Source organism: Flavobacterium sp. (genome assembly GCF_041911335.1).
In the GTDB taxonomy this organism is placed as follows: Bacteria; Bacteroidota; Bacteroidia; order Flavobacteriales; family Flavobacteriaceae; genus Flavobacterium.
Map to the genome: position 1 here is coordinate 97994 of NZ_JAYRPD010000030.1, position 24627 is coordinate 122620.

The 24627-nt window shown below is 33.4% G+C and carries 26 protein-coding genes and 1 tRNA gene; 14 read left to right on the forward strand and 13 right to left on the reverse strand.

Annotated features, from left to right (window positions below):
• Nucleotides 1-32: 32 nt before the first annotated feature.
• Both ACE3PD_RS04040 and rbfA read right to left on the reverse strand, forming a co-directional pair.
• Entirely contained in the window at nt 33-1232 is a 1200-nt protein-coding gene (locus ACE3PD_RS04040) for an ABC transporter permease (protein WP_374399764.1), read from the reverse strand.
• Between the two features lies 1 nt (nt 1233).
• Nucleotides 1234-1626: a 30S ribosome-binding factor RbfA gene (rbfA, locus tag ACE3PD_RS04045; protein ID WP_374399766.1), complete on the reverse strand. Its 393-nt coding sequence runs from the start codon at nt 1624-1626 to the stop codon at nt 1234-1236.
• A 116-nt stretch (nt 1627-1742) separates the two neighbouring features.
• On the opposite strand from rbfA, the gene mce reads away from it, so the two are divergent.
• The 3 genes from mce (at nt 1743) to ACE3PD_RS04060 (ending at nt 2702) form a co-directional block, all read left to right on the forward strand.
• Nucleotides 1743-2144 (forward strand): methylmalonyl-CoA epimerase, encoded by a 402-nt coding sequence (gene mce, locus ACE3PD_RS04050; RefSeq protein WP_374399768.1) that lies wholly within the window; start codon nt 1743-1745, stop codon nt 2142-2144.
• Nucleotides 2145-2203: 59 nt separating this feature from the next.
• Nucleotides 2204-2277: transfer RNA gene (locus ACE3PD_RS04055), tRNA-Ile, on the forward strand.
• Nucleotides 2278-2498: 221 nt separating this feature from the next.
• On the forward strand, nt 2499-2702 hold the full coding sequence (locus tag ACE3PD_RS04060) for a hypothetical protein (protein ID WP_374399770.1): 204 nt from the start codon (nt 2499-2501) through the stop codon (nt 2700-2702).
• A 10-nt stretch (nt 2703-2712) separates the two neighbouring features.
• Here the strand turns inward: ACE3PD_RS04060 and ACE3PD_RS04065 are convergent, their stop codons facing one another.
• Nucleotides 2713-3303, reverse strand: a complete 591-nt coding sequence (locus ACE3PD_RS04065) for a riboflavin synthase (RefSeq protein WP_374399772.1) — start codon at nt 3301-3303, stop codon at nt 2713-2715.
• Between the two features lie 58 nt (nt 3304-3361).
• On the opposite strand from ACE3PD_RS04065, the gene pdxA reads away from it, so the two are divergent.
• From pdxA to accC, 6 genes are all read left to right on the forward strand, one after another.
• Nucleotides 3362-4411, forward strand: a complete 1050-nt coding sequence (pdxA, locus tag ACE3PD_RS04070; protein ID WP_374399774.1) for a 4-hydroxythreonine-4-phosphate dehydrogenase PdxA — start codon at nt 3362-3364, stop codon at nt 4409-4411.
• Nucleotides 4412-4492: 81 nt separating this feature from the next.
• A complete protein-coding gene (locus ACE3PD_RS04075) occupies nt 4493-5032 on the forward strand; it encodes a DUF177 domain-containing protein (protein WP_291253001.1) in 540 nt (179 codons plus the stop codon).
• A 9-nt stretch (nt 5033-5041) separates the two neighbouring features.
• The gene (rpmF, locus tag ACE3PD_RS04080) at nt 5042-5236 is read left to right on the forward strand and encodes a 50S ribosomal protein L32 (RefSeq protein WP_250582110.1); all 195 of its coding nucleotides are present in this window, start codon (nt 5042-5044) and stop codon (nt 5234-5236) included.
• 165 nt (nt 5237-5401) lie between these two features.
• Entirely contained in the window at nt 5402-6397 is a 996-nt protein-coding gene (locus tag ACE3PD_RS04085; protein WP_374399777.1) for a beta-ketoacyl-ACP synthase III, read from the forward strand.
• 26 nt (nt 6398-6423) lie between these two features.
• Nucleotides 6424-6912, forward strand: coding sequence for an acetyl-CoA carboxylase biotin carboxyl carrier protein (accB, locus tag ACE3PD_RS04090; RefSeq protein WP_374399778.1), 489 nt, complete (start codon nt 6424-6426; stop codon nt 6910-6912).
• Nucleotides 6913-7016: 104 nt separating this feature from the next.
• Nucleotides 7017-8366 (forward strand): acetyl-CoA carboxylase biotin carboxylase subunit, encoded by a 1350-nt coding sequence (accC, locus tag ACE3PD_RS04095; protein ID WP_374399780.1) that lies wholly within the window; start codon nt 7017-7019, stop codon nt 8364-8366.
• A 36-nt stretch (nt 8367-8402) separates the two neighbouring features.
• Here accC and ACE3PD_RS04100 read toward each other — a convergent pair whose 3' ends face one another.
• Together ACE3PD_RS04100 and ACE3PD_RS04105 are read right to left on the reverse strand one after the other, a co-directional pair.
• Entirely contained in the window at nt 8403-8918 is a 516-nt protein-coding gene (locus ACE3PD_RS04100) for a hypothetical protein (RefSeq protein WP_374399782.1), read from the reverse strand.
• Nucleotides 8919-8989: 71 nt separating this feature from the next.
• On the reverse strand, nt 8990-10891 hold the full coding sequence (locus ACE3PD_RS04105) for an alpha/beta fold hydrolase (RefSeq protein ID WP_374399784.1): 1902 nt from the start codon (nt 10889-10891) through the stop codon (nt 8990-8992).
• Between the two features lie 85 nt (nt 10892-10976).
• Between ACE3PD_RS04105 and ACE3PD_RS04110 the strand changes: the two genes are divergently transcribed.
• The 5 genes from ACE3PD_RS04110 to ACE3PD_RS04130 all read left to right on the forward strand — a co-directional run bounded on the left by ACE3PD_RS04110 (nt 10977) and on the right by ACE3PD_RS04130 (nt 15755).
• On the forward strand, nt 10977-12239 hold the full coding sequence (locus ACE3PD_RS04110) for a dicarboxylate/amino acid:cation symporter (RefSeq protein ID WP_374399786.1): 1263 nt from the start codon (nt 10977-10979) through the stop codon (nt 12237-12239).
• A 1-nt stretch (nt 12240) separates the two neighbouring features.
• Nucleotides 12241-12957: a DedA family protein gene (locus ACE3PD_RS04115; RefSeq protein WP_374399788.1), complete on the forward strand. Its 717-nt coding sequence runs from the start codon at nt 12241-12243 to the stop codon at nt 12955-12957.
• Nucleotides 12933-14045: an NAD(P)/FAD-dependent oxidoreductase gene (locus ACE3PD_RS04120; RefSeq protein WP_374399790.1), complete on the forward strand. Its 1113-nt coding sequence runs from the start codon at nt 12933-12935 to the stop codon at nt 14043-14045. Before ACE3PD_RS04115 ends, ACE3PD_RS04120 begins: the two co-directional genes overlap by 25 nt.
• A 60-nt stretch (nt 14046-14105) precedes the next feature.
• Entirely contained in the window at nt 14106-14846 is a 741-nt protein-coding gene (gene mtgA / locus ACE3PD_RS04125) for a monofunctional biosynthetic peptidoglycan transglycosylase (protein ID WP_374399792.1), read from the forward strand.
• Nucleotides 14847-14954: 108 nt separating this feature from the next.
• Nucleotides 14955-15755 carry a TIGR00266 family protein gene (locus tag ACE3PD_RS04130; protein ID WP_374399794.1) on the forward strand — a complete coding sequence of 267 codons (801 nt, stop codon included), beginning with the start codon at nt 14955-14957 and terminating at the stop codon, nt 15753-15755.
• A 29-nt stretch (nt 15756-15784) separates the two neighbouring features.
• Here the strand turns inward: ACE3PD_RS04130 and ACE3PD_RS04135 are convergent, their stop codons facing one another.
• From ACE3PD_RS04135 to ACE3PD_RS04170, 8 genes are all read right to left on the reverse strand, one after another.
• A complete protein-coding gene (locus ACE3PD_RS04135) occupies nt 15785-16237 on the reverse strand; it encodes a hypothetical protein (RefSeq protein ID WP_374399796.1) in 453 nt (150 codons plus the stop codon).
• A gap of 78 nt (nt 16238-16315) precedes the next feature.
• Nucleotides 16316-18418, reverse strand: coding sequence for a prolyl oligopeptidase family protein (locus tag ACE3PD_RS04140; RefSeq protein ID WP_374399798.1), 2103 nt, complete (start codon nt 18416-18418; stop codon nt 16316-16318).
• Nucleotides 18419-18473: 55 nt separating this feature from the next.
• Nucleotides 18474-20675 carry a TonB-dependent receptor domain-containing protein gene (locus ACE3PD_RS04145; RefSeq protein ID WP_374399800.1) on the reverse strand — a complete coding sequence of 734 codons (2202 nt, stop codon included), beginning with the start codon at nt 20673-20675 and terminating at the stop codon, nt 18474-18476.
• Nucleotides 20676-20772: 97 nt separating this feature from the next.
• Entirely contained in the window at nt 20773-21084 is a 312-nt protein-coding gene (locus ACE3PD_RS04150) for a hypothetical protein (RefSeq protein ID WP_374399802.1), read from the reverse strand.
• Nucleotides 21085-21534: 450 nt separating this feature from the next.
• Nucleotides 21535-22524 carry an aspartate-semialdehyde dehydrogenase gene (locus ACE3PD_RS04155; RefSeq protein WP_374399803.1) on the reverse strand — a complete coding sequence of 330 codons (990 nt, stop codon included), beginning with the start codon at nt 22522-22524 and terminating at the stop codon, nt 21535-21537.
• Between the two features lie 225 nt (nt 22525-22749).
• Entirely contained in the window at nt 22750-23157 is a 408-nt protein-coding gene (locus ACE3PD_RS04160; protein ID WP_026725252.1) for a hypothetical protein, read from the reverse strand.
• A 159-nt stretch (nt 23158-23316) separates the two neighbouring features.
• Nucleotides 23317-23859 carry a helix-turn-helix transcriptional regulator gene (locus ACE3PD_RS04165; protein ID WP_374399806.1) on the reverse strand — a complete coding sequence of 181 codons (543 nt, stop codon included), beginning with the start codon at nt 23857-23859 and terminating at the stop codon, nt 23317-23319.
• 141 nt (nt 23860-24000) lie between these two features.
• Nucleotides 24001-24438, reverse strand: a complete 438-nt coding sequence (locus ACE3PD_RS04170; protein WP_245598364.1) for a transposase — start codon at nt 24436-24438, stop codon at nt 24001-24003.
• Nucleotides 24439-24627 lie beyond the last annotated feature (189 nt).

Sequence of the window (24627 nt, forward strand, 5' to 3'; positions counted from 1 at the left end):
AAACACATGTCTATATTTTGTTATTTGACTTTTTATCTAAATAATTTTGTATTTACTGTCCCAGAAGCAATCCAAGAAGAGATTAATCCAAGAATTATGATTGTCATAATTACAATCGCCATGTTTTGCCATTCAAAAAGTACAGGATAAGGCATGGTAGGTGTAATCATGATGAATGAAAAATGCTGTTGAAGTAGAATGATACCTATAGCTAATCCTAACCCTATAATCAAACCAAATAAGGTAATGATAATTCCTTGTGTGAAAAATATATTGCGAATAGCTTTTTGTGTAACACCAATGTTATATAATGTTTTAAGATTGTCTCTTTTGTCAATAATAATCATTACAATAGCTCCAGCAAGGCAAAATAAGGTAAGAATTACAACTAAAGTGCTAAATAAATAAATGAATAGGTTTTCAGATTGTAACATTTTATAAAGAGAATCGTTCAATTGAGCTCTATTCTTTATTTTAATGTCATTTCCTAAAATAGAATTAAGCTCTTTTCTAGCTTTATTTTCGTCCATATTAGGTTTTAACTTGATTTCAATATTTGTGATTTCGTTGTTTTTTAGGTCAAGAAAATGTTGGGCTAACCCAATAGAACAAAAAACATATTTACCATCTAATTCTTCATTAATAGAGTAAATACCAGAGGGGAACAGTAAAGATTTATTGAAAGCTTCGTTTGCGTTTTCAATATCACCTTTTCCAGGTTTTGGAACATAAGCCTCTAAAGCATTATTGTAATCAAATAAACCTAAACCTAATTTTCTGCTAATATCAGCTCCAATGACTACGCTTTCGGAATTATTTTCAAACCATTCTCCTGCGTATAGATGTTTTTTAAAATCGGTTACTTGTATAAAATGATTGTCAACTCCTTTTATATGTGCCACCAATTCTTTATTATCATACATAAAATAAACACGCTCTTCAATAATTTTACTAAAGGAAGCGATATAGTTACTTTTTTTAAGTAATTCTTCTTGTTTTGGACTAACCGAAAAGGTTTTGCCTGATGTGGTTTCAATTCGTAAATCTGGGTCCGAAGCGTTAGCAATATTCAAACTAAATTCTTTCAAACCACTAAAAACCGACAAGAAAACAAAAAGAGCCATAGTGCTTGCTATAATTCCAACAGAAGCAATTCCAGTAATAATGTTAATTGCTTTGTTTCTGCTAAAACTAACAGCGTAACGTTTGGCTATGTAAAAGGAAAGGTTCAAATTACGATTTCTTTCTTTTTTCTAATAAATCTGGATTTTCAATTGGATTTTCTTCTCCAGTTAATGCTTTATCAATTTTTTCGATGTAATCTAAGCTATCATCAATGTAGAAAATCAAATTTGGAACTTTGCGTAATTGATTTTTCACACGTTGGGCTAAATCATGTTTGATAAGAGGTGCGTTGCTTTTTACAGCGGCTAAAATTTCAGCAGCTTTATCAGTAGGAAATATACTTAAATGAACTTTTGCAATCGATAAATCCGAAGTTACATTTACTTTTGAAACCGAAATTACTAAATTGTTGATATTATTTTTACGGATTTCACCCTGTAAAATCGAAACCAAATCGTTTTGTAAAAGTGCTCCTATTTTTTTTTGTCTATTTGTTTCCATGATGCAAAAATACATAAAAATTTATCAAGGCGTATTCTTTTGTATTATATATGAATGTCCTCGAATAACCGTTTGTTGTTTTTTGTTAACTTTGTTCGCATTAAAAATCGAAATTTATGAGAAAAATTGAACATATAGGTATTGCGGTAAAAAGTTTGAAAGAATCAAATTTGCTTTTTGAAAAATTATTTGGCCAACCTCCATATAAAGAGGAAGAAGTAGTCAGTGAGGGTGTTAAAACTTCTTTTTTTATGAACGGGCCAAACAAAATTGAATTACTAGAAGCTACAAATCCCGAAAGTCCAATTGCAAAATTTTTAGAAAAGAAGGGTGAAGGTATTCATCACATTGCTTTTGATGTTGAAGATATTTTGGAAGAGATTTCGCGCTTAAAAAAAGAAGGTTTTGTTGTCTTAAATGAAATTCCAAAAAAAGGAGCTGATAATAAATTGGTTGTATTTCTTCATCCTAAAGGCACGAATGGCGTGCTAATAGAGCTTTGTCAAGAAATAAAATAAAGTTTAAAAAAAGATTTGGTTGCCTTAAAAATTAGTCTTAATATTGCAACTTCAATACTGGTCCTATAGCTCAGTTGGTTAGAGCACCTGACTCATAATCAGGTGGTCCCTGGTTCGAGCCCAGGTGGGACCACTTTTATTGTTTTAAATTAAGGAGTAATTTCTTACGAAAAGCTTATTTTAAGTTTTTTTTAAGTTTTTTTTTAAAAAATAACTTGTAAAGTATAAAAATATTTATATTTTCGTGTTTTCTAAATAAGTTTGTGTTACAGAATATTAACTTATTATTAAATAATTTCTTTTATTAGTAAGGGAATGATATAAATTATACTTTTGCGCCCAATGAGAACAATTATGAATAAAATTATAACAATTTTAGTAGTACTTTTTAGTATTCAAGGTGTTTTAGCAGCAGATCCAACACCTCCGCCGCCAACTCCACCACCACCACCTGGTTTGCCTATTGATGGAGGATTGGTTATTTTATTCTTTTTGGCGTTAGTGTCAGGTTATTATTTGTCAAAGAAATATATATCTACAAAAAAAGGCTCTTTATAAGAACCTTTTTTTATTTTCTTAATTCATTTAATCGACTTACATACTTTCCTATAACATCAAACTCTAAATTTACTTTTGTACCAATTTTAAAAGTATTAAAATTAGTGTGTTCAAAAGTATAAGGGATTATTGTGACACTAAATGTGTTTAATCCTGAATTTACAACTGTTAAGCTAGTTCCATTTACGGTTATTGAACCTTTTTCAATAGTAATGTTGTTTAATGAAGCGTCGTATTCAAATGTAAAAACCCAACTTCCATTAGCTTCTTTAATATTTGTACACGTTCCAGTTTGGTCAACATGTCCTTGAACAATGTGTCCGTCAAGTCTGTCGCCAAGTTTCATAGCGCGTTCTAAATTTATGACATCTCCAACTTTCCAAGTTCCAATCGAAGTTTTGTCGATGGTTTCTTTTATAGCGGTTACAGTATAATTTTTGTTTTCAATTTTTACCACTGTTAAACAAATACCATTATGTGCTACACTTTGGTCAATTTTTAATTCATGAGTAATGTCGGATTCCACCGTTACATGCAGGTTTTCCTGATCTTTTTCGATTTCTTTTATAATTCCGAGGGTTTCTATAATTCCGGTAAACATAACTGATTTAATTTTACTAAATTTGCACATCAAAAGTAAGCAATAAATCACATTTGTTATGGTTAAAAAAGCAGAAAATATAATTGTTGGAATTTCGATTGGAGATTTAAATGGTATTGGAAGCGAAGTAATTTTAAAAACATTTGAAGATACTCGAATGTTAGAATTGTGTACGCCAGTAATTTTTGCAAATGCTAAGATTGTTTCTTTTTTGAGAAAAGAATTGAATATCGATATTGCCATTCACGGAATCGATAAAATAGAGCAATTTGTTGTTGGAAAAATCAATGTACTAAATGTGTGGCGCGAAGGTGTAAACTTGGAGTTGGGAAAAAACGATGATGTTGTTGGAAGTTACGCTATAAAATCTTTCGTTGCTGCAACAAAAGCTCTAAAAGAAGGTTTGGTAGATGTTTTGGTAACAGCTCCTATTAATAAGTATAATATTCAATCAGAAGAATTCAAATTCCCAGGGCATACCGATTATTTGAATAAAGAATTAGAAGGTGATGCTTTAATGCTAATGGTTCACGATGATTTACGTGTGGGATTACTTACTGATCATGTTCCGGTAAATGAAGTGGCAAAGCATTTGAACGAAAAATTAATTTCGAGTAAAATCAAAACCATCATTCAAACGTTAAAACAAGATTTTGAAATTGAAAAACCAAAAGTGGCTGTTTTAGGATTGAATCCACATTCGGGTGATAATGGTGTAATTGGTCAAGAAGAGGAAAAAATTATCAAACCAGCCTTGAAAAAATTATTTGAAGCAGGAAATATGGTTTTCGGGCCTTTTTCAGCGGACGGGTTCTTTGGTTCGGCTCAATATGAGAAATATGATGCGGTGATTGCAACGTATCACGATCAGGGGTTGATTCCTTTTAAAACATTGTCTTTTGGGAATGGTGTGAATTATACCGCAGGATTAAATAAAATTAGAACGTCTCCTGATCATGGTACTGCTTATGAAATTGCAGGAAAGGGATTAGCTAATCACGAGTCGTTTAAAGAAGCTGTTTATTTAGCAATTGATGTTTTTAATAAAAGAAATGACTATCAAGAGCTGATTAAAAACCCTTTAAAAGCAAAAGAAAAGCAGTTATAAACAAAAAAATGTTTACAACTAGTTTGAATTTATAAATATTTTATATCTTTGCACACCTTTTAAAAAGGTAAAACTGTTGTTATGAACAATTTAAAAGAATATTTAATTCCATTCGTGGGGTTAAAAATAGGGAAGCATCAGTTTGATTATCAAATAGATAATACGTTCTTTAAAAACTTTGATTACGACGAATTTAATGACGTTTCGGTCAAAGTTGATATTGTTTTAGAGAAGAAAAGCACTATGCTTGAACTTGATTTTAAACACAAAGGAACTGTAAATGTGCCTTGTGATGTGTCGGGTGAAGAGTTTGATTTGCCAATTAAAGGAAAATTAAAACTTTTAGTTAAGTTTGGAGATGCCTTTAATGATGAAAATGAGGAGTTGCTCATTTTGCCTCATGGCGAATTTCAAGTAAATGTAGCACAATATATTTATGAGTCCATAATATTATCAGTGCCTTTGCGAAGAATACATCCTGGTGTTAAAGATGGCTCGCTATCTGATGTAATTGAAAAATTAGAATCGCTTTCTCCAAAAGAAAACAAAAAAGAAGAACAACAAAATAATGATATTGACCCTAGATGGGAGAATTTAAAAAAACTATTAACGGATAAATAAAATAGAACAATGGCACATCCTAAGAGAAGACAGTCGTCTACAAGAAGAGATAAAAGAAGAACGCATTACAAAGCAACAGTTGCTCAAATTGCTACTTGTCCTGTAACTGGTGAAGCTCACTTATACCACAGAGCTTACTGGCATGAAGGTAAAATGTACTACAGAGGTCAAGTTGTAATTGATAAAAACGAAGCTGTAGCTTAATTATATCAAAAAAATAGAGAAAACTCTCACATCGTGAGAGTTTTTTTGTTAAATACCCATTCGTGTGTGCAATAATGCAATTCGAATAGGATTCGTTTGAAATTTTTTTTGTAATTTCCACCACTTTTTGAATCTTAAAAATTCAGAAGGAAAAATTAATCGAAGATGAATAAAATAACAGCAGCAATTACGGCAGTAGGTTCTTATGTTCCCGACTTTGTTCTGTCGAATCAAGTATTGGAAACATTAGTAGATACGAATGATGAATGGATTACCAGTCGTACCGGAATTAAAGAAAGAAGATTGTTAAAAGAAGAAGGTCAAGGAACTTCTTTCATGGCAATTAAAGCCGCTCAAAATTTATTAGAAAAAGCCAATTTAGATCCTAAAGATATTGATTTAGTGATTATGGCAACGGCGACACCAGATATGCCAGTAGCTTCAACAGGAGTTTATGTAGCTACACAAATTGGAGCAACGAATGCATTTGCATTTGATTTGCAAGCTGCTTGTTCGAGTTTCCTTTACGGAATGTCTGCAGCTTCAGCTTATATCGCATCTGGAAAATACAAAAAAGTTTTATTGATAGGTTCTGATAAAATGTCTTCAATTATAGATTATACAGATAGAGCCACTTGTATCATTTTTGGCGATGGTGCAGGGGCTGTTTTGTTTGAACCAAATACTGATGGATTAGGTCTTCAAGATGAATTACTAAGAAGTGATGGAATCGGAAGAGAATTTTTAAAAATCGAAGCAGGTGGTTCAATTTTGCCTCCAACAGAAGAAACAGTTAAAAGCAAACAACATTTTGTTTTCCAAGACGGAAAAACGGTTTTCAAATACGCTGTTTCAGGAATGGCCGATGTAAGTGAAAAAATCATGGAACGCAACAATTTGTCACATGATGACATCAATTGGTTAGTCGCACACCAAGCCAACAGAAGAATTATCGATGCCACTGCAAATCGTATGGGATTAGACGAATCTAAAGTCTTAATCAACATTCAAAAATACGGAAATACCACTTCGGCAACCCTACCTTTATTACTGTCAGATTTCGAAAACCAATTGAAAAAAGGAGATAATATTATCTTTGCAGCATTTGGTGGCGGATTCACATGGGGTGCTATCTATTTAAAATGGGCTTATACTAAATAAAAACAAACTAAACTAAATCAAATATTATGGATATTAGAGAGATTCAAAACCTAATCAAATTTGTAGCAAAATCAGGTGCTACAGAAGTAAAATTAGAAATGGACGATTTTAAAATCACCATAAAAACAACTGCTGAAGGTACAGAAAGTACTACAACTTATGTTCAGCAAATGCCTATGGCAGCTGCGCCACAAATGGCAGCTCCACAAGTAGTAGCGGCTCCTGCTATTGCAGATGCTCCAGCAGCAACTCCAGCAGCTGATGATAATGCAAAATATATTACAGTAAAATCGCCAATCATTGGTACTTTCTATAGAAAACCAGCTCCAGACAAACCAATGTTTGTTGAAGTAGGTTCAACTATTGGAAAAGGAGATGTTCTTTGTGTGATTGAAGCAATGAAATTATTCAACGAAATCGAATCTGAAGTTTCTGGTAAAATTGTAAAAGTTTTAGTAGATGATTCATCTCCAGTTGAATTTGATCAACCATTATTCTTAGTTGATCCATCATAATAAAGTTAGAAGTTAGAAATTTGAAATTAGAAGTTTTCAGTTTTTCTAAATTCTAAATTCTAAATTCTAAATTCAGAATGGTCTAATTGTCTAATTAAAAGAACATGTTTAAAAAAATATTAATTGCCAATAGAGGTGAAATTGCACTACGTGTAATTAGAACTTGTAGAGAAATGGGTATTAAAACGGTTGCGGTTTATTCAACTGTTGATGCGGAAAGTTTACACGTAAAATTTGCTGATGAAGCGGTTTGTATTGGGCCTGCACCAAGTAAGGATTCTTACTTAAAAATGTCAAATATTATAGCTGCTGCCGAGATTACAAATGCAGACGCTATTCACCCAGGATACGGATTCTTATCTGAGAATGCAAAGTTTTCAAAAATTTGTCAAGAGCACGGTATCAAGTTTATTGGTGCTTCTCCAGAAATGATTGAAAAAATGGGAGATAAAGCTACAGCGAAATCAACAATGATTGAAGCTGGAGTTCCATGTGTCCCTGGTTCTGAGGGGATTTTAGAAGATTTTGAACAAGCTAAAAAAGTAGCAAAAGAAATTGGATATCCAGTTATGATGAAAGCTACTGCTGGTGGTGGTGGAAAAGGAATGCGTGCAATTTGGAAAGAAGAAGAGCTTGAAAAAGCTTGGGAAAGTGCACGTATGGAAGCTGCTGCTGCTTTCGGTAACGATGGTATGTACATGGAAAAACTTATCGAAGAGCCTCGTCATATCGAGATTCAAGTAGTAGGAGATTCTTATGGAAAAGCATGTCACCTTTCTGAAAGAGATTGTTCGGTTCAACGTCGTCACCAAAAATTAACCGAAGAAACGCCATCTCCATTTATGACGGATGAATTACGTGAGAAAATGGGAACAGCGGCTGTTAAAGCAGCAGAATATATTAAATATGAAGGTGCTGGAACAGTAGAGTTTTTAGTTGACAAACACCGCAATTTCTACTTCATGGAAATGAATACTCGTATCCAAGTAGAACACCCAATTACTGAACAAGTTGTAGATTACGATTTAATTCGTGAGCAAATTATGGTAGCGGCTGGAATTCCAATTTCTGGTAAAAACTACTATCCACAATTACATTCAATTGAGTGTCGTATTAATGCTGAGGATCCTTATAACGATTTCCGCCCTTCGCCAGGTAAAATTACGGTTTTACATGCGCCAGGAGGACACGGAGTGCGTTTAGATACTCACGTTTACGCTGGATATACAATTCCACCAAATTATGACTCTATGATTGCTAAGTTGATTACAACTGCTCAAACTAGAGAAGAAGCCATCAACAAAATGAAGCGCGCTTTAGATGAGTTCGTAATCGAAGGAATCAAAACAACAATCCCATTCCACAGACAATTAATGGACGAACCAGATTATGTGGCAGGAAATTATACTACAAAATTCATGGAATCATTTGTAATGAATGAGCCAAACGAATAAAAACAAAAAAGCGATTTCAAATTGAAATCGCTTTTTTTATCCTAAACTTTTAATTAATTCGTCAATTTCTATTTTCTGATTTTCATACTTCAATCGCAACGGATTGGCTTCTTTTTCAGAACGGTTGTAATAAATCATCGCTTTTTCTGCAAAAAACTTTTGATGATGCACTGAAGCTTGAGGAATTAATGGGAATTCTTTGTGAAACAACATTTCGTAATACGCTTGCCATTCGCGCTCGTTTTTGTCTTGCATGGCAACTCCTGGTGCTTTTTGTTTTACGTGCATCATTTCGTGAGCCAATAAATTCAAAACTAAAATCAAAGAAAATGAAAACGTGTTTTTTGGAATTCTAACGATTTGAGGTCCGCCAATAATGCCTTCAGCTGTCATTAAAATACTATCGGGTTGAATTTCGTCTCTAAATTCAAAGCCTCCAAAATTAGGATGCTCCATTTCATAAATCTTTAAAAGCCACAAACCTGCTTCTTTCACTAAATCATGCTTGTGAAAGGTTTTGATAGTAAGTTCTATGTCTTCGAATGGCATCATTTTCAAGGTCAAAAATCAAGTTCAAGAACAAGAACAATTTGAAAATTGAACTTGCTCTTGCCCTTGAAATTTTAAAGTGTTTCTTTTAACCAGCCAAAAAATTCCCTTTGCCAAACTAAGGCATTTTGAGGTTTTAATACCCAATGATTTTCATCAGGGAACAATAAGAATTTACTTTTAATTCCTTTTAATTGAGCCGCTTGAAAAGCTTCTTGTCCTTGTCCAATTGGTACACGGTAATCTTTTCCGCCTTGGATAATTAAAATTGGTGTATTCCAGTTGTTGATTAACTTGATTGGATTGAATTCGTTATACGTTTTTTGTGCTTTAGTATTGTCTTTTTCCCAATAAGCGCCGCCTGAATCCCAATTCGTAAAGAACACTTCTTCTGTAGTTCCATACATACTTTCTGTATTGAAAATACCACAGTGCGAAATAAATGTTTTGAAACGATTTTTGTGAATTCCAGCTAATTGAAACACGGAATAACCTCCGTAACTCGCCCCAACAGCACCTAAACGCGTTTTGTCTACGTACGATTCTTTTGCTACATCGTCAATTGCTGCTAAATAATCATCCATTACTTGTCCGCCCCAATCACCTGAAATTTGTTCGTTCCAAGCCGTTCCGTGTCCTGGCATTCCTCTTCGGTTTGGTGCCACAATTACATAACCTTGCGAAGCCATTAATTGGAAATTCCAACGGAAAGAATACGATTGAGTCAACGCACTTTGTGGTCCACCTTGGCAGTATAAAAGCGCTGGATATTTTTTAGTTTTATCGAAATTTGGAGGTAAAATTACCCAAACCAACATCTTTTTGCCATCGGTAGTCGTAACCCAACGTTTTTCTGTTTTACAAGAAGCAATTTTAGCATAAGCTTCATCATTTACTTTGGTAATTTGTTTCCAAGTTTTCTTAGCTAAATCATACGAATAGACTTCTGGAGCATGATTCATATCATTTCGAGTTACTAAAACCGAAGTTCCTGAAAAACCTACAATCGCATTCACATCAAAATCGCCATCAGTTAATTGAGTTACACGAACCGCAATTTTTGTTAAACCAGGAAAATTAACTTCAAAAAGTTGTTTCGTTCCTTTAATTGGAGCAATGAAATATACTTTTTTTCCATCGGTACTCCAAGTAAAACTATCAACTGTTTCGTCCCAACCAGCAGTTAAATTGATGTCTAATCCTCTATGACGAACGATAATATCGTTTTTATCGGCTTCATAACCATCGCGTTTCATTTGTAACCAAGACAAATCGCCTTTCGGAGAAAATATCGGATGCGTATCGTAACCTAAATTGCTTTCAGTAAGATTTTTTGTTGTTTTTGTAGCTAAATCGTATTCGTATAAATCGGTGTTGGTACTGGTTGCATAAGCTGTTCCGGCTTTCTTTTTACAAACATAGATGATTTTGGTTCCGTCAGGCGACCAAATGTAATCTTCATCACCACCAAAAGGTTTTTGAGGTGCATCATAAGGTTCGTTTGGCATAATGTCAATTCCAACCGCATCTTTTTTATTCTCTGAATAGAAAACATGATTGTGTGTTCCGTCGTTCCAAGTATCCCAATGACGGTAATCCAAGCCAGTATAAACTTGAGCTGTGGTTTTTGATAATTCTGGATAAAGGTCTTTTCCCAATAATTTTTCCACCTTAACTTCTTTAGAAAACAGCAATAATTTTCCATCAGGAGAAACATTTTTGTCGGCTAAAAATGATTTATAATCCTCCACCAAGGTAGCATTTCCTCCTTGAACTGGAATCGTGTAATATTTTGAATTGATTTTATTTTCTTCAACAGAAGGTGTTCCCACTTTGTAAACTAATAGTTTTCCATCTTTTGAAATTCCTAAAGGAGTAACTCTTCCTAATTGCCATAAGGTTTCGGGAGTTAGGTTTTGCTGTGCTAATGTACTCATGCTTATCATGCTGAAAATGAGAAAAATGTAATTTTTCATATCTGTTATTTTTAAAACGAAGCTAAATGTAGCAATTTTTTCAAAAAATATCCCTATTTTCACAATCTTAAAAGCGAACTTGATAATGAAAAAACTAGCATTACATTGGCAAATATTACTTGGAATGGTTTTCGGAGTATTATTTGCTTTTATATTGATTCAATTTACTTGGGGAAAAGACTTAATTGTGGATTGGGTTAAACCATTTGGAACTATTTTCATTAACTTATTAAAGTTAATTGCTGTTCCTTTAATTTTAGCCTCTTTGATTAAGGGAATTTCTGATTTAAAAGATATTTCGAAGTTGTCTAAAATGGGAGGTAGAACCATCGGATTGTATGTGATGACTACAATTTTAGCGGTTTCAATTGGTTTAGTAATTGTTAATATCATTAAACCTGGAAGTTATATTTCTGAAAAAACTAGAACCGAATTGGTCTCAAGTTATACCGCTGATGCTAACTCTAAAATTGAAGCTGCTGCTAAGCAAAGTGAAGTTGGGCCATTACAATCCTTAATCGATATTGTTCCAGACAATATTATCAAAGCTTCATCTGATAATGGTAATATGTTACAAGTGATTTTCTTCGCAGTGATTTTTGGAATCGCCATGATTTTAATACCTGAAGAAAAATCAAAACCCGTTAAAGACTTTTTCGATAGTTTTAACGAAGTAATTTTAAAAATGATTGATTTAATCATGTTGTTTTCTCCGTTCGGAGTTTTTGCATTATTAGCAGCAATCGTCGCTGAATCACCAAGTTTAGATTTGTTCAAAGCGCTTGGTATGTATGGTTTAACCGTTTTAATCGGATTGTTTTTGGTGATTTGTGTTTATCTTGTTTTGGTAAAAGTATTGGCTAAAAAGAGTCCGAAATTCTTTTTCAACGGAATTTCTCCAGCACAATTATTAGCTTTTTCAACTAGTTCAAGTGCGGCAACTTTACCCGTTACTATGGAAAGAACCGTAGATAATTTAGGAGTTGATGATGAAGTAGCAAGTTTTGTTTTGCCTATTGGTGCCACAATTAATATGGATGGAACCAGTTTATATCAAGCCGTTGCAGCGGTTTTTATTGCACAATCTTTTGGGATGGATTTATCTTTGGCTACTCAATTAGGAATTATTGTAACCGCAACTTTAGCTTCTATCGGAAGTGCAGCTGTTCCTGGTGCGGGGATGGTAATGTTGGTAATTGTGCTAGCGCAAGCTGGAATTCCAGAAGCTGGTTTAGCTTTAATTTTCGCCATTGACCGACCTTTAGATATGTGTAGAACTACTGTTAATGTCACAGGCGATGCAGCCGTTTCTATGATTGTAGCAAAATCTGTAAATAAACTAGCTTAGTATGAACGATTTCCATTGGACCAAACTTTTCAATCCCGAGTTCTATATTACTATGGAAGTCGGAGGAATTCCTATAGGAATTTACATGGTTTTATTCATAGTTTTTGCTGAAACAGGTTTGTTTGCTGGGTTTTTTCTTCCTGGCGACAGTCTTTTGTTTTTGTCAGGAATTTATAGTCGTGAATTGGTAGAAACTTTTTTCATGATTCCAAGCGATTTGTCTAACGTTACCATTCTGGCTTTGTTAATTGCATCAGCAGCAACTTTAGGAAATATCTTCGGATATTGGTTTGGTGCCAAAAGCGGTCAATTTTTATACAACAAAGAAGATAGTTTCTTTTTCAAGAAGAAATACTTATATGAATCTCAAGCTTTCTTCGAAAAACATGGTGGAAAAGCCATCATTTTTGCTCGTTTTTTACCAATTGTTAGAACATTCGTGCCAATTATTGCAGGAATTGTACATATGCAGAAAAGTAAGTTTATGTTTTACAATGTTTTAAGTTCTCTGCTTTGGTCGTTTACCTTAGTTTTTGCAGGCCATTATTTATACGGATTCTTCAATGAAGAATTTGGCATCGATTTGAAGAAACATATTGAAACCATTATCTTAATTTTAATCGCCGTAACTTCATTTCCATTGATAATGAAAGCAATTAAAGCAAAGAAAAATTCTGCAAATAAAGAAGAACAATGCAACTCAGTTATTGGGAAATAAAAAATTGGTTTTCAAATGTCGATTTCACTATCGTTGGTAGTGGAATTGTAGGTTTGCATACTGGATTAGCGTTACGCGAAAGATTCCCTTCAGCAAAAATTTTAATTCTCGAAAAAGGCATTTTACCACAAGGTGCCAGTACCAAAAATGCTGGTTTTGCTTGCTTTGGAAGCATTTCTGAAATCATAGACGATTTAAAAACACATACCGAAGAAGAAGTAATCCAACTAATTCAAAAACGATATGCAGGGTTACAATTACTTCGAAAAAACCTCGGCGATTCGGTAATTGATTTAAAACCTTATGGTGGTTATGAATTATTTCTAAAAGAAGACGAATTGTTTTATAATGAATGCATTCAGAAGATTCCGTTCATTAACGACATCATCAAACCGCTTTTCAAGACCGATGTTTTTTCAAAAGAAGTCGATCGATTCAATTTTGGTGGAATATTTGAAAATTTGATTTTCAATCCGTTTGAAGCGCAAATTGATACCGGAAATATGATGCAAGCGTTACTAAAAAAAGCACATCAAAACGATATCTTGATTTTAAACAGTCAAACGGTAACGAGTTTTCAAGAAGTAAATGATGGTGTTAAGGTTGAAACCAATGGAATTACATTTAAAACTAATAAATTGTTGTTCACCACAAACGGTTTTGCATCGCAATTAACTAATAATCAAGTTAAGCCGGCTCGTGCTCAAGTTTTGATTACAAAACCAATTCCGAATTTAGATATTAAAGGCACTTTTCATTTAGACAAAGGTTATTTTTATTTTAGAAATATAAACGATAGAATTCTTTTTGGTGGCGGAAGAAACTTAGATTTCGAAGGCGAAACCACCACTTCTCATGATACCACAGAATTGATTCAAAATCGTTTGGTAGCCTTATTAAAAACAGTAATTTTGCCACATCAAACGTTCGAAATTGAACACCGATGGAGCGGCACTATGGGTGTGGGCACACATAAAAAACCTATAGTAGAACAACTTTCAAATAATGTCTACTGCGGAGTACGCATGGGTGGAATGGGAGTTGCCATAGGTAGTTTAGTCGGACAAGAATTAGCAGATTTATTATAATTTTTTAGAGTTTTTAACTTGAGACTTGAAACCTGAAACAAAAAAGCAAAGCTTTTATCTATGGCAAAAAAAACTACAACTACAAAAAATAAATCACCAAAATCACCAGCAAAAAAAAGAACTACAGGACAAAAGATATTACGTTTCTTTTGGTTGCTGTTTTTATGGTTCAATATCATTAGTTTTTCGATTGTTTTACTTTTCAAATTTGTTCCAGTTCCTTTTACACCTTTAATGGGTATGCGCGCTTTAGAACATAATGAAGCAGGGAAAGAAATGACATGCAGTCATGAATGGGTTCCAATTGACGAAATTTCATTAAACCTTCAAAAAGCGGTTATTGCTAGCGAAGATGGTCGTTTTTTAGAGCATTGGGGCTTTGATTTTGAAGCGATGCAAAAAGCGTTCAAGAATAATCAGAAAGGAAAACGTTTAAAAGGTGGAAGCACCATTTCGCAACAAACGGCAAAAAATGTTTTCCTGTGGCAAGGTAGAAGTTATGTTCGTAAAGGTTTAGAAGCTTATTATACGGTTTTAATTGAACTAATTTGGGGTAAAAAACGTATTATGGAAGTCTATTTAAATAGTATAGAAATGGGCGATGGTGTTTACGGAGCCGAAGCAGCAGCAAAACATTGGTACAGAAAAGATGCCGCTAGTTTAACCCGTTATGAAGCTGCCGGAATTGCCGCAATTTTACCAAATCCAAGAAAATACAAAGCGTCTAATTCTTCTTCTTACATTAATAGAAGAAAAGCTAAAATCAGCAGAGAAATTGGTTATGTGAAATTGGATTACTAATTGCAACCAAATAAAAAATAATGCAAACCGAAAGCGATTTTGTTTTCGGTTTTTCTTTTTCGTAACATTTCGATTATCACTTCGACTAATATAGAAAAATTAAAAATTATGAGAGCACACGAAATAGATTACCATATTTATGGTGAAGAAATGCAATATGTAGAAATAGAGTTAGATCCGCAAGAAGTAGTTATTGCCGAAGCCGGAAGTTTTATGATGATGGAAAACGGCATCAAAATGGAAACTATTTTTGGCGATGGAAGTCAAGATCAACAACAAGGTGTTTTTGGAAAACTCTTATCAGCTGGAAAACGTGTTTTAACTGGTGAAAGTTTATTCATGACAGCTTATCAAAACCAAGATTTTGGAAAAAGAAAAGTATCATTCGCTTCTCCATATCCAGGAAAAATTGTTCCAATTGATTTGCAACAATTAGGTGGAAAATTCATCTGTCAAAAAGATTCATTTTTATGCGCAGCAAAAGGCGTTTCAGTTGGAATCGAATTCACTAAAAAAATCGGAACCGGATTATTTGGTGGTGAAGGTTTTATCATGCAAAAAGTTGAAGGTGACGGAATGGCATTTGTACATTCAGGAGGAACTTTAGCTAAAAAAGAATTACAACCTGGTGAATTACTTCGCGTGGATACTGGATGTTTAGTAGGTTTTACAAAAGATGTAGATTACGATATTGAGTTCGTTGGTGGAATTAAAAATACCATTTTTGGTGGAGAAGGTGTGTTCTTTGCAACACTTCGCGGACCTGGGACGGTTTATATTCAGTCGTTACCATTTAGTAGATTAGCAGGTAGAATTTATGCAAGCGCTCCTCAAAACGGCGGAAGCAGAGAAGAAGGAAGCTTACTTGGAGGTTTAGGTCGAATGCTTGACGGCGATAACCGATTTTAATAATAGAAATCCCGATGAAAATCGGGATTTTATTTTAAGGGGCGAAGGGTATTACTATAGGTGATAACGTATTGAAATTTTCCTTTGTTAATTTTTTTCATTAAGTAAATATACTTGTGTTTGCCAATTTTAGAAGCTGGAATCATGATTTCTTTTTTGGTGCTTATATCTTTCACAAGAACATCCAAATTATTTTTTACACTGAAATAATTCGCAATTCTACTTTTTAAATTGGTAATTGGATATTCAGAAAAAATGACTTTTCCGTTTTGCGAAATGATGATTTTTTCTCCCTTGTAAGTTTGCGTCAGTATCAAGATGCTTTTACTTGAACTCGTTGCCCCAACTTCTTCTTGAATGTTTTTAATTTCGGTTTTGGAAGCACTTCTAAAATCATCACGATACACACTTTTTACGGTTGAATTACAACTTTGTAATCCGACAGAAGCAATAACGATGGATATAAAAACTAGAATTCTCATAATTAGAAAACCCATTTTTTGAAGTTTTATTGCATAAAAAAAGAGCCCGAAGACTCTTTTATCAGTTTTTTAACTTTTCTATTTTAATTCTTTAACACCCATATTGTAAAGTGTAAAGACTTGCATATCTACATTTTCTTGAATCGTAGCCGCAACCGATTTTCCAGCTCCGTGACCCGCATTTACATCTATACGAATTAAAACTGGATTATCTCCCGCTTGTTTGGCTTGTAATTCTGCAGCAAATTTGAAACTGTGTGCTGGAACTACACGGTCGTCATGATCGCCTGTAGTTACCATAGTTGCTGGATATTTCACACCTGCTTTTACATTATGAACTGGTGAATACCCTTTAATGTATTCAAACATTTCCTTGCTTTGTTCAGAAGTTCCGTAATCGTAAGCCCAACCTGCTCCAGCGGTAAATGTATGATAACGTAACATATCTAAAACACCAACAGCTGGTAATGCTACTTTTACTAAATCTGGACGCTGTGTCATTACAGCACCTACTAATAAACCGCCATTTGAACCTCCTTTGATTGCTAAATAATCAGATGAAGTGTAGTTTTCTTTAATTAAATATTCAGCTGCGGCAATGAAATCGTCAAAAACGTTTTGTTTTTTCATTTGTGTTCCCGCATCGTGCCATTTTTTACCATATTCTCCACCACCGCGTAAATTCGCAACGGCATAAACTCCGCCATTTTCTAACCAAACAGCGTTAGCAATACTGAAAGCCGGAGTTAAACTCACATTAAATCCTCCGTAACCATATAATATTGTTGGATTTTGACCGTTTAATTTTGTTCCTTTTTTATACGTAATAATCATTGGAACTTTTGTGCCATCTTTTGAAGTATAAAACACTTGTTTTGATTCGTAATCTGCCGAATTAAAATCAACTTTAGGTTTTTGATAGATTGTTGATTTTCCTGTTTTTGGATCAAAAGCATAAGTAGTTCCAGGGGTTACGTAATTCGTAAACGAAAAATATAAAGTAGTTTCTTTTTCTTTTCCACCAAAACCTCCAGCAGTTCCCACGCCTGGCAATTGAATATCGCGAACTAATTTTCCGTTGTAATCATATTGTTTGATAAATGAAACCGCATCTTTCATATAACTCGCAAAAATGTAACCGCTTCCAGTATTTGGCGACAATACATTTTCAGTTTCAGCGATGCAATCTTTCCAGTTTTCTTTTGCAGGATTTGATAAATCAAAAGTCACCACGCGTTTGTTTGGCGCTTTGTAATTTGTTACCAAATAAATTTTAGAACCTTTGTTGTCTAAAACATCATTATCGTTTTCGTAATTATCAATTAAGGTTACGATTTTAGCATCTGGTTTAGATAAATCTAAGTAATATAACTCATTTCCAGAAGTTGAATTCGCTGCTGAAATAAACAAATATTTTTCATCCTCTGAAACATAACCACCTACATATCTTCTTTTAACATCGCCACCAAAAATCAATTTATCTGTTTTTTGTGAAGTGTTTAATTTGTGATAATACAATTTGTGTTGGTCTGTTTTTGCAGATAATTCGCTTCCAACAGGTTTGTCATAACTTGAATAATAAAAACCTTCGTTTTTGTACCAAGAAACGCCACTAAATTTTACATCTACAATGGTATCGCCAATGATTTTCTTAGTTTTAGCTTCCATAACAATCACTTTTCTCCAATCACTACCGCCTTCGGAAATAGAGTAAGCTACTAAACTTCCGTCTTTACTGAAATTTAATCCACCTAGAGATGTAGTTCCATCTTTTGAAAAAGTATTCGGATCTAAAAAGATTTCTTCTTTACCCGCTTTATCTTTTCGATACAAAACCGATTGATTTTGAAGTCCGTTGTTTTTGAAGTAATACGTAAAATCACCTTCTTTGAATGGAGCCGAAATTTTCTCGTAATTCCACAATTGTTCCATTCTAGATTTAAGTTGATTTCTGTATGGAATTTGCTCTAAATAACCATACGTCACTACGTTTTGAGCTTTTACCCAAGCTTCGGTTTCTGCACTTCGGTCATCTTCTAACCAACGGTAAGGATCGTTGATTTTTTCGCCAAAATACGTGTCAACATGGTCGATTTTTTTTGTTTCTGGATAATTGATTTTTGTTTGTGCGTTCATAACAAGTGTACAAACAATAGCGGATAATGTTATTGTTTTTTTCATATTGTGTTTATTGATGATAACAAAGATATTCAAATGAATTGTAAAGAGTTGTTAATTATAAATCAAAGTTTAAACTCAATATTACATTTTTACCCATATTGTTAATGCCGTCTGCTTTTAATCTTGATAAGTGATTCGTATATGTTTTATCTAAAAGATTGTTTGCATTTAAATTTATATTAAAAGCTGTTTTACCCAATGTTACTTTTCCGCCAACTGCGAAATTAATCAACAAGTAGTCTGGCGTTCTAGTTTCGAATTCACTAATATTATTTTGCTTGAATGTATAATTGAAGAAATAGGATAGATAGGCGTTTTTGAAATATTTAAACGATTCAAATTCCATACGAATGTTGTTTTTCCATTGATTTGCTGGAATTAATGGCAAGTAATTGTCGTCTTGTTTTCCTGTTACGCTTTCAAAACTACTGGTAAAATGCAACCAATCATACGGATGTGGATGAAAGTGAATTCCGGCTTCTCCACCAAATAAATACGCATTGTTTTGGATGTAATTGAACACATCATTTCCGTCAATTTCAGCACCTGTTGGCGTAATGTAAATGTAATTGTTTACGTGATTGTAAAATCCGTTTACAAACCATTCCAAGTGTTCGCTTTTGTATTCCAAATTCAAATCCACTTGAAAATTTTGCTCGTTTTCTAAGTCAGAGTTTCCAATTTCATAACGATTACTTCCTTCGTGAACTCCGTTTGAAGTTAATTCGGATAAATTCGGTGCTCTAAATCCAGAAGCAATATTAATTCGGGTTGAAATGGAGCTTGATAAATCGGTTTTGTAGCCTAACGACGCATTAAAACTGTTGAATTCTTTATCAATGGCTTCAAAATAACCTTCTTCGCCTTCAATTCCGTGAGTGGAAGTGTTGATTTTTCTGTTATCATAACGAATTCCCGCTTGTAAAATATTTGAATTCCAACTGTAATTTGTAGTTGCAAACGCGCCAAAATCTTTCACATTTGCATCTGGAATCAATAATTCCTCTCCAAAATTGGTATTGGTTTGGTCTATTCCTTGAATTCCAATGATGCTTTCCCAACTATTCATTTTTGGAAAGAAGTATTTCACATTATAACTCGCAGTTTTCAATTTCATGGATAACGCAATTTCATCTGGTGCTTCTAATTCTTTTCTGTCGTTTAATGAGTAACCGAAATCACCTTCTAATTTCGAATTTTTGAAATATACTTTTTGGTTCAAACTCAATACATGATTATCTACTTCTTGTTTTGGATATAGCGGATTTCTAAAACCTGAATTTTCTAAATCTTCTTCGGGTAAACCCAAATTTAAGTTGTTGTAATTGTATCTAAAATCGGTTGAAAATTTAGAGTTGGAATAACCAATTCCTGATTTAAAATCTTTCTCGATGAAACGCGTATTGATAATTTTATCTCCCGAAGGTACTTTGTAATCGGCATGCGATGTATAATTTCCTCTAACCAAAAACCTAAAGTTGGATGGTGAAGCTTTAAACCCGAAAGTTGTTGAAGTTCCTTGTGTATTCGTAAAATATTTTTGTTCAAAATCAGCCGATTTTTCTTGAAAAGAAGCATATTTCTCCGAATTAAAATACACAACGCCACCCAAAGCATCAGAACCATATAATAAAGAAGCCGGACCTTTGATGACTTCCACACTTTCAATTCCGGCAGCGTTTAAACCTAAACCATGTTCTTCGCCAAATTGTTGATTTTCCATGCGAACGCCTTGCGAATACACCAAAACTCGATTGCCACTTAAACCACGAATCACAGGTTTTCCAATAGAATTTCCTGTTGAAATCTGAGAAACGCCTGGAATAGTTGCAATTCCGTCAATAAGCGAAGTAGCTCCGTTTTCTTTTAATGTTTTTACCGAAGCATGCTCCACTTTCATCACATTTTGCGATTGCATTTTGTTGTATAAAGTAGAAATGATGACCTCTTCTAAATGCAATTCTTTTTCTAATAGAACAATATTAAATGTTATTTCGGTTCCGTTATTGGTGATCGTTTCGGTTTTTGTTTCATATCCAGATAAATGGAAAATAATTTTATTGGTTCCTTTTGGGAAATTTAAAAATTGGTAATACCCATTTTCATCAGTTGTTGTTTCAAGGTTGTTTTCTTCAACATGAACAATTACACCCGATAATTTTTGTTGATTAACATCGGTCACAAATCCGCTAATTTTGTTTTGGGAAAACCCAGAAATGGTTATAAGTAGAAGTGTTAAATGGAAAATTGATTTCATTTAATTGTTTTTTATTTGATAAATAATGTAATAGATGAAGTTGTAGGGAAATAATACCTACAACGATTTGCTTTGAAAAGCATCAAAGTCAAATTATTTATGAAATAAAAGCAGGAGGTCCTCTTAGATAAAACGAATTCCCTTCAAACGTAATGCAAGATTCATTACTGTTGAATTGATACGGGATTTCGTAAAACGAAGGAATAAAATCAAAGTGGAATACTTCTGGTGAAAGGAAAGCCGCGAATTTGAAATCACAAACAGGACAATCTTCACTTTCGGTAATCGTTTTTTCAGAAGTTTTAAAAGTCAAATGATGCGAATCATCACAACATTCTGTTTTAAGATGGTGTTCGTGCGAAAAAGTATGAATAGACTGATAGCTTACAGCAAATAATACTGCGAGCATCAAAACTAGATTGATATAGAGTAACTTCTTTTTCACAAACACAAAGATATGTTTTTTAAAAGAAGAGATAAAAAGAAACCACGAATTAACGAATTTTTAGGTTTTGATGACTTATTCGCTAGTTCGTGGTTGTTTGTTTTAGCCACGGATTAAAGGATTCAAAAGGATTAAATCCGTGCTAATCCATGTAATCTGTGGCTAAAAATTTATTCTAGATTATTTTCAAACAAGTATTTTGAAATTAATTCAAAGTGAATTCTTATTGCCACGGATTAAAAGATTCAAAAGGATTCAATTCGTGTTAATCTGTGTAATCTGTGGCTAAAAATTTATTCTAGATTATTTTCAAACAAGTATTTTGAAATTAATTCAAAGTGAATTCTTATTGCCACGGATTAAAAGATTCAAAAGGATTCAATCCGTGTTAATCTGCGTAATCTGTGGCTAAAATTATACTAGATTTTTTGCTACCAAATATTCCGCAATTTGAATCGTGTTCGTTGCTGCTCCTTTTCTTAAGTTGTCAGCAACAATCCACATGTTAATGGTGTTCGGTTGACTTTCATCTCTTCGGATTCTACCTACAAAAACATCGTCTTTTCCTTGAGCGTAAATTGGCATTGGATAAGTAAACGTTTCTAAATTATCTTGAACTGTTACACCAGGCGTGTTGTGTAAAATTTCACGTACTTCATTCACCTCAAAATCATTTTCAAACTGAATGTTTACGGCTTCACTGTGTCCGCCAACGACTGGAATACGAATTGCTGTTGCAGTAACCGCAATGGTTTTGTCGTTTAGTATTTTTTGCGTTTCGCGCACCAATTTCATTTCTTCTTTGGTGTAGCCGTTTGCTTCAAAACTATCACATTGTGGAATGGCATTTCTGTGAATAGGATATTTGTATGCCATTTCACCTTCAATTCCTGCATATTCATTTTCTAACTGACGCACTGCTTTTACTCCAGTTCCTGTAATCGATTGGTAAGTTGAAACTACAATACGTTTGATGTCATATTTAGCATGTAAAGGTGCTAAAGCCATTACCATTTGAATCGTAGAACAGTTTGGATTAGCAATAATTTTGTCTTCTTTTGTTAAAACTGATGCATTGATTTCTGGAACTACTAATTTCTTAGTAGCATCCATTCGCCAAGCAGAAGAATTGTCGATTACGGTTGTTCCTACAGCAGCAAATTTTGGAGCCCACTCTAAAGAAGTTTCTCCACCTGCCGAAAACAAAGCAATCTCAGGTTTCATATCTACAGCGGTTTGTAAACCTACTACTTTGTAGGTGTTACCTTTCCATTCGATTTCTTTTCCTACTGATTTTTCAGAAGCAACTGGAATTAACTCCGTTACAGGAAAATTACGTTCTGCTAATACTTGAAGCATTATTTCGCCTACCATTCCGGTAGCGCCAACTACGGCTACTTTCATATGTTTTGATTTTATTTTTTAGCGGAAACATATGGAATCGCCTTTTTATTTATGGTTGTTTGCTTGCGCAAATCAGTTATTTGTAGCGATTTCATTGTGTGTGTTATTTAATGATGCAAAAATATAGAATAATCAAACGACTTAGCAAATATTGATGAAATTATAACAAAAGTTTGAAATTACATCATAAAAAAACCGCCAAGTTAATGACGGTTATAGTTGGTTTTACAAAGTGGCCTTGTGGGCGGTAATTGCGGCAATAAAAGCATTAACTTCATCTAATTGTTTGTTAACACGTTCTAAGTCCAATTGCTTTTCTAAAAGCGCAACAGCTCCATAGCTTTCTTTTCGGTTTTCTAATAAAAACTTTTTGTACTCTAAACGTACTTTTCGTTTTTCTTCCGTTTCTTTTGTTGGGCCTTCTGGTAAAGCAGCTATAATAGTATCAACAGCACTAATTTCTGCTAATACTCCTTGTAGCACGGCATCAATCTCTACCGAGGTGGTGCTGTAGTTGGTTACCAAACGTTCTTCGGAAAGTTTTTTGAATGTTAAATCTCCTTGTTCTTTGTTGGCCATGGTTAACAACACATCGCAGTCGGCAATTGTTGTAAGATTTGTTACTGAGTACATAATAAAAAAATTTATAGTTATTGTTTTTACATCAGCAACTCCAATGCCAGATCATTTTTTATTTAGTATTTTAATACAACTTTAACTATAATAGTTAAACTTTAATTAAAAATATAATAACCTACATTTTCTTACGTTTTTTTACTCTTTTAAAAAGTTTTATTTTGTTTTTTTATCTTTAGTTAGTAGAGAATTGGTTTCTTTTAGTTGTTCTTTTATCAATTGCTCTTCATATTCTAAAACCTTTTTTTTGAGTTGAAGAGCAACTAATTGTGTATTAAAATTAGGTTGTGTTTGGTTTTTTGTAGTCCTATATTTTAAAAGACTTAGGTCATAGTTTTTTAAATTTTTTTCTTCTTGCATGATAAGTCTGCTCATCTTTTCTAAAACAGCTATTCGCTCTTGTTTTTTTATAAAGCTAGTAATCTTACGTGCTACTAAAAGTTGTTGATGATTGTTTTTAACGATACAATTTTGCAAGAATTCTTGTTCTTGAGTTCGAGTTGCTTTTTTGGTTTCGGTGGTAGTGCTTTCTTTTTGTGAAAGTGTTAATAACAAAGCTAGTTTTTCCATCGCTTGGATGGGTAAGTTGCGTTTGCCAGATTCAAACATAGCAATTTGACTTCGACTCACCTGAAGCAGTAAAGCCAAATTTTCTTGACTCATTCCTGTTAATGCTCTAATGTTGTTTTTGTTTTTCATGTAGTGTGACACTTTTTTTTAAACCATTTTTTTGTCACGCTTTCTGTGACAATTTTTTCAAATCAAAAATTTTGCCACACTTGTTGTGACATTTTTTTCAAAATGAAAATTTTGTCACGCTTTTGTTTTAGTTTAGGTAATTTACAAAATACTTGTTGATAACTTGTTTTTGCGTTCATTAAAATATTGCCTAATTTGGTAAACCCAAAACAATTGAAAATTAGTTGTATTTGAACTTTTTTCAGCTTCTTTTTTAAAATAATCTAACAAAAATTCTTTTCTGCTTTCTTTTGGGTTTTCTTGTATGGCTTTGACAACGCTTCTACTTGTAAACCTTTTAAAATCGCCTAATAAAAGTTCTGGTTTTTGATTTTCTATACTTCTAAAAATTAAATGAACATGGTTGGTCATTATGCACCAAGCATGTATTTCCATTCCTTTGTTTTTTTGACAAAATTCTAAACTTTCTAAAACTAAATCTTTGTATTCATTTCTTGTAAAGACATCCAGCCAACCCACAACAGCAAAACTTACAAAATATAATCCTTCGGAATTATGAAACTTATAATTTCTACTCATTTTTTCTTTTTATCAAAAATAGTAAAAGCTTTTTTGTTAATCAAGTGCCACGCGAAGGGATTCGCGCGGGCAATGTCATTAAGTTAAGGGTTTAATTACTTGAAAATCAACAGATTAAATTTGTTTTTTTGTGAATAAATTCGTATATTTATATGGTAATCAGATAATTAGTATCATGCAAAAAAACAG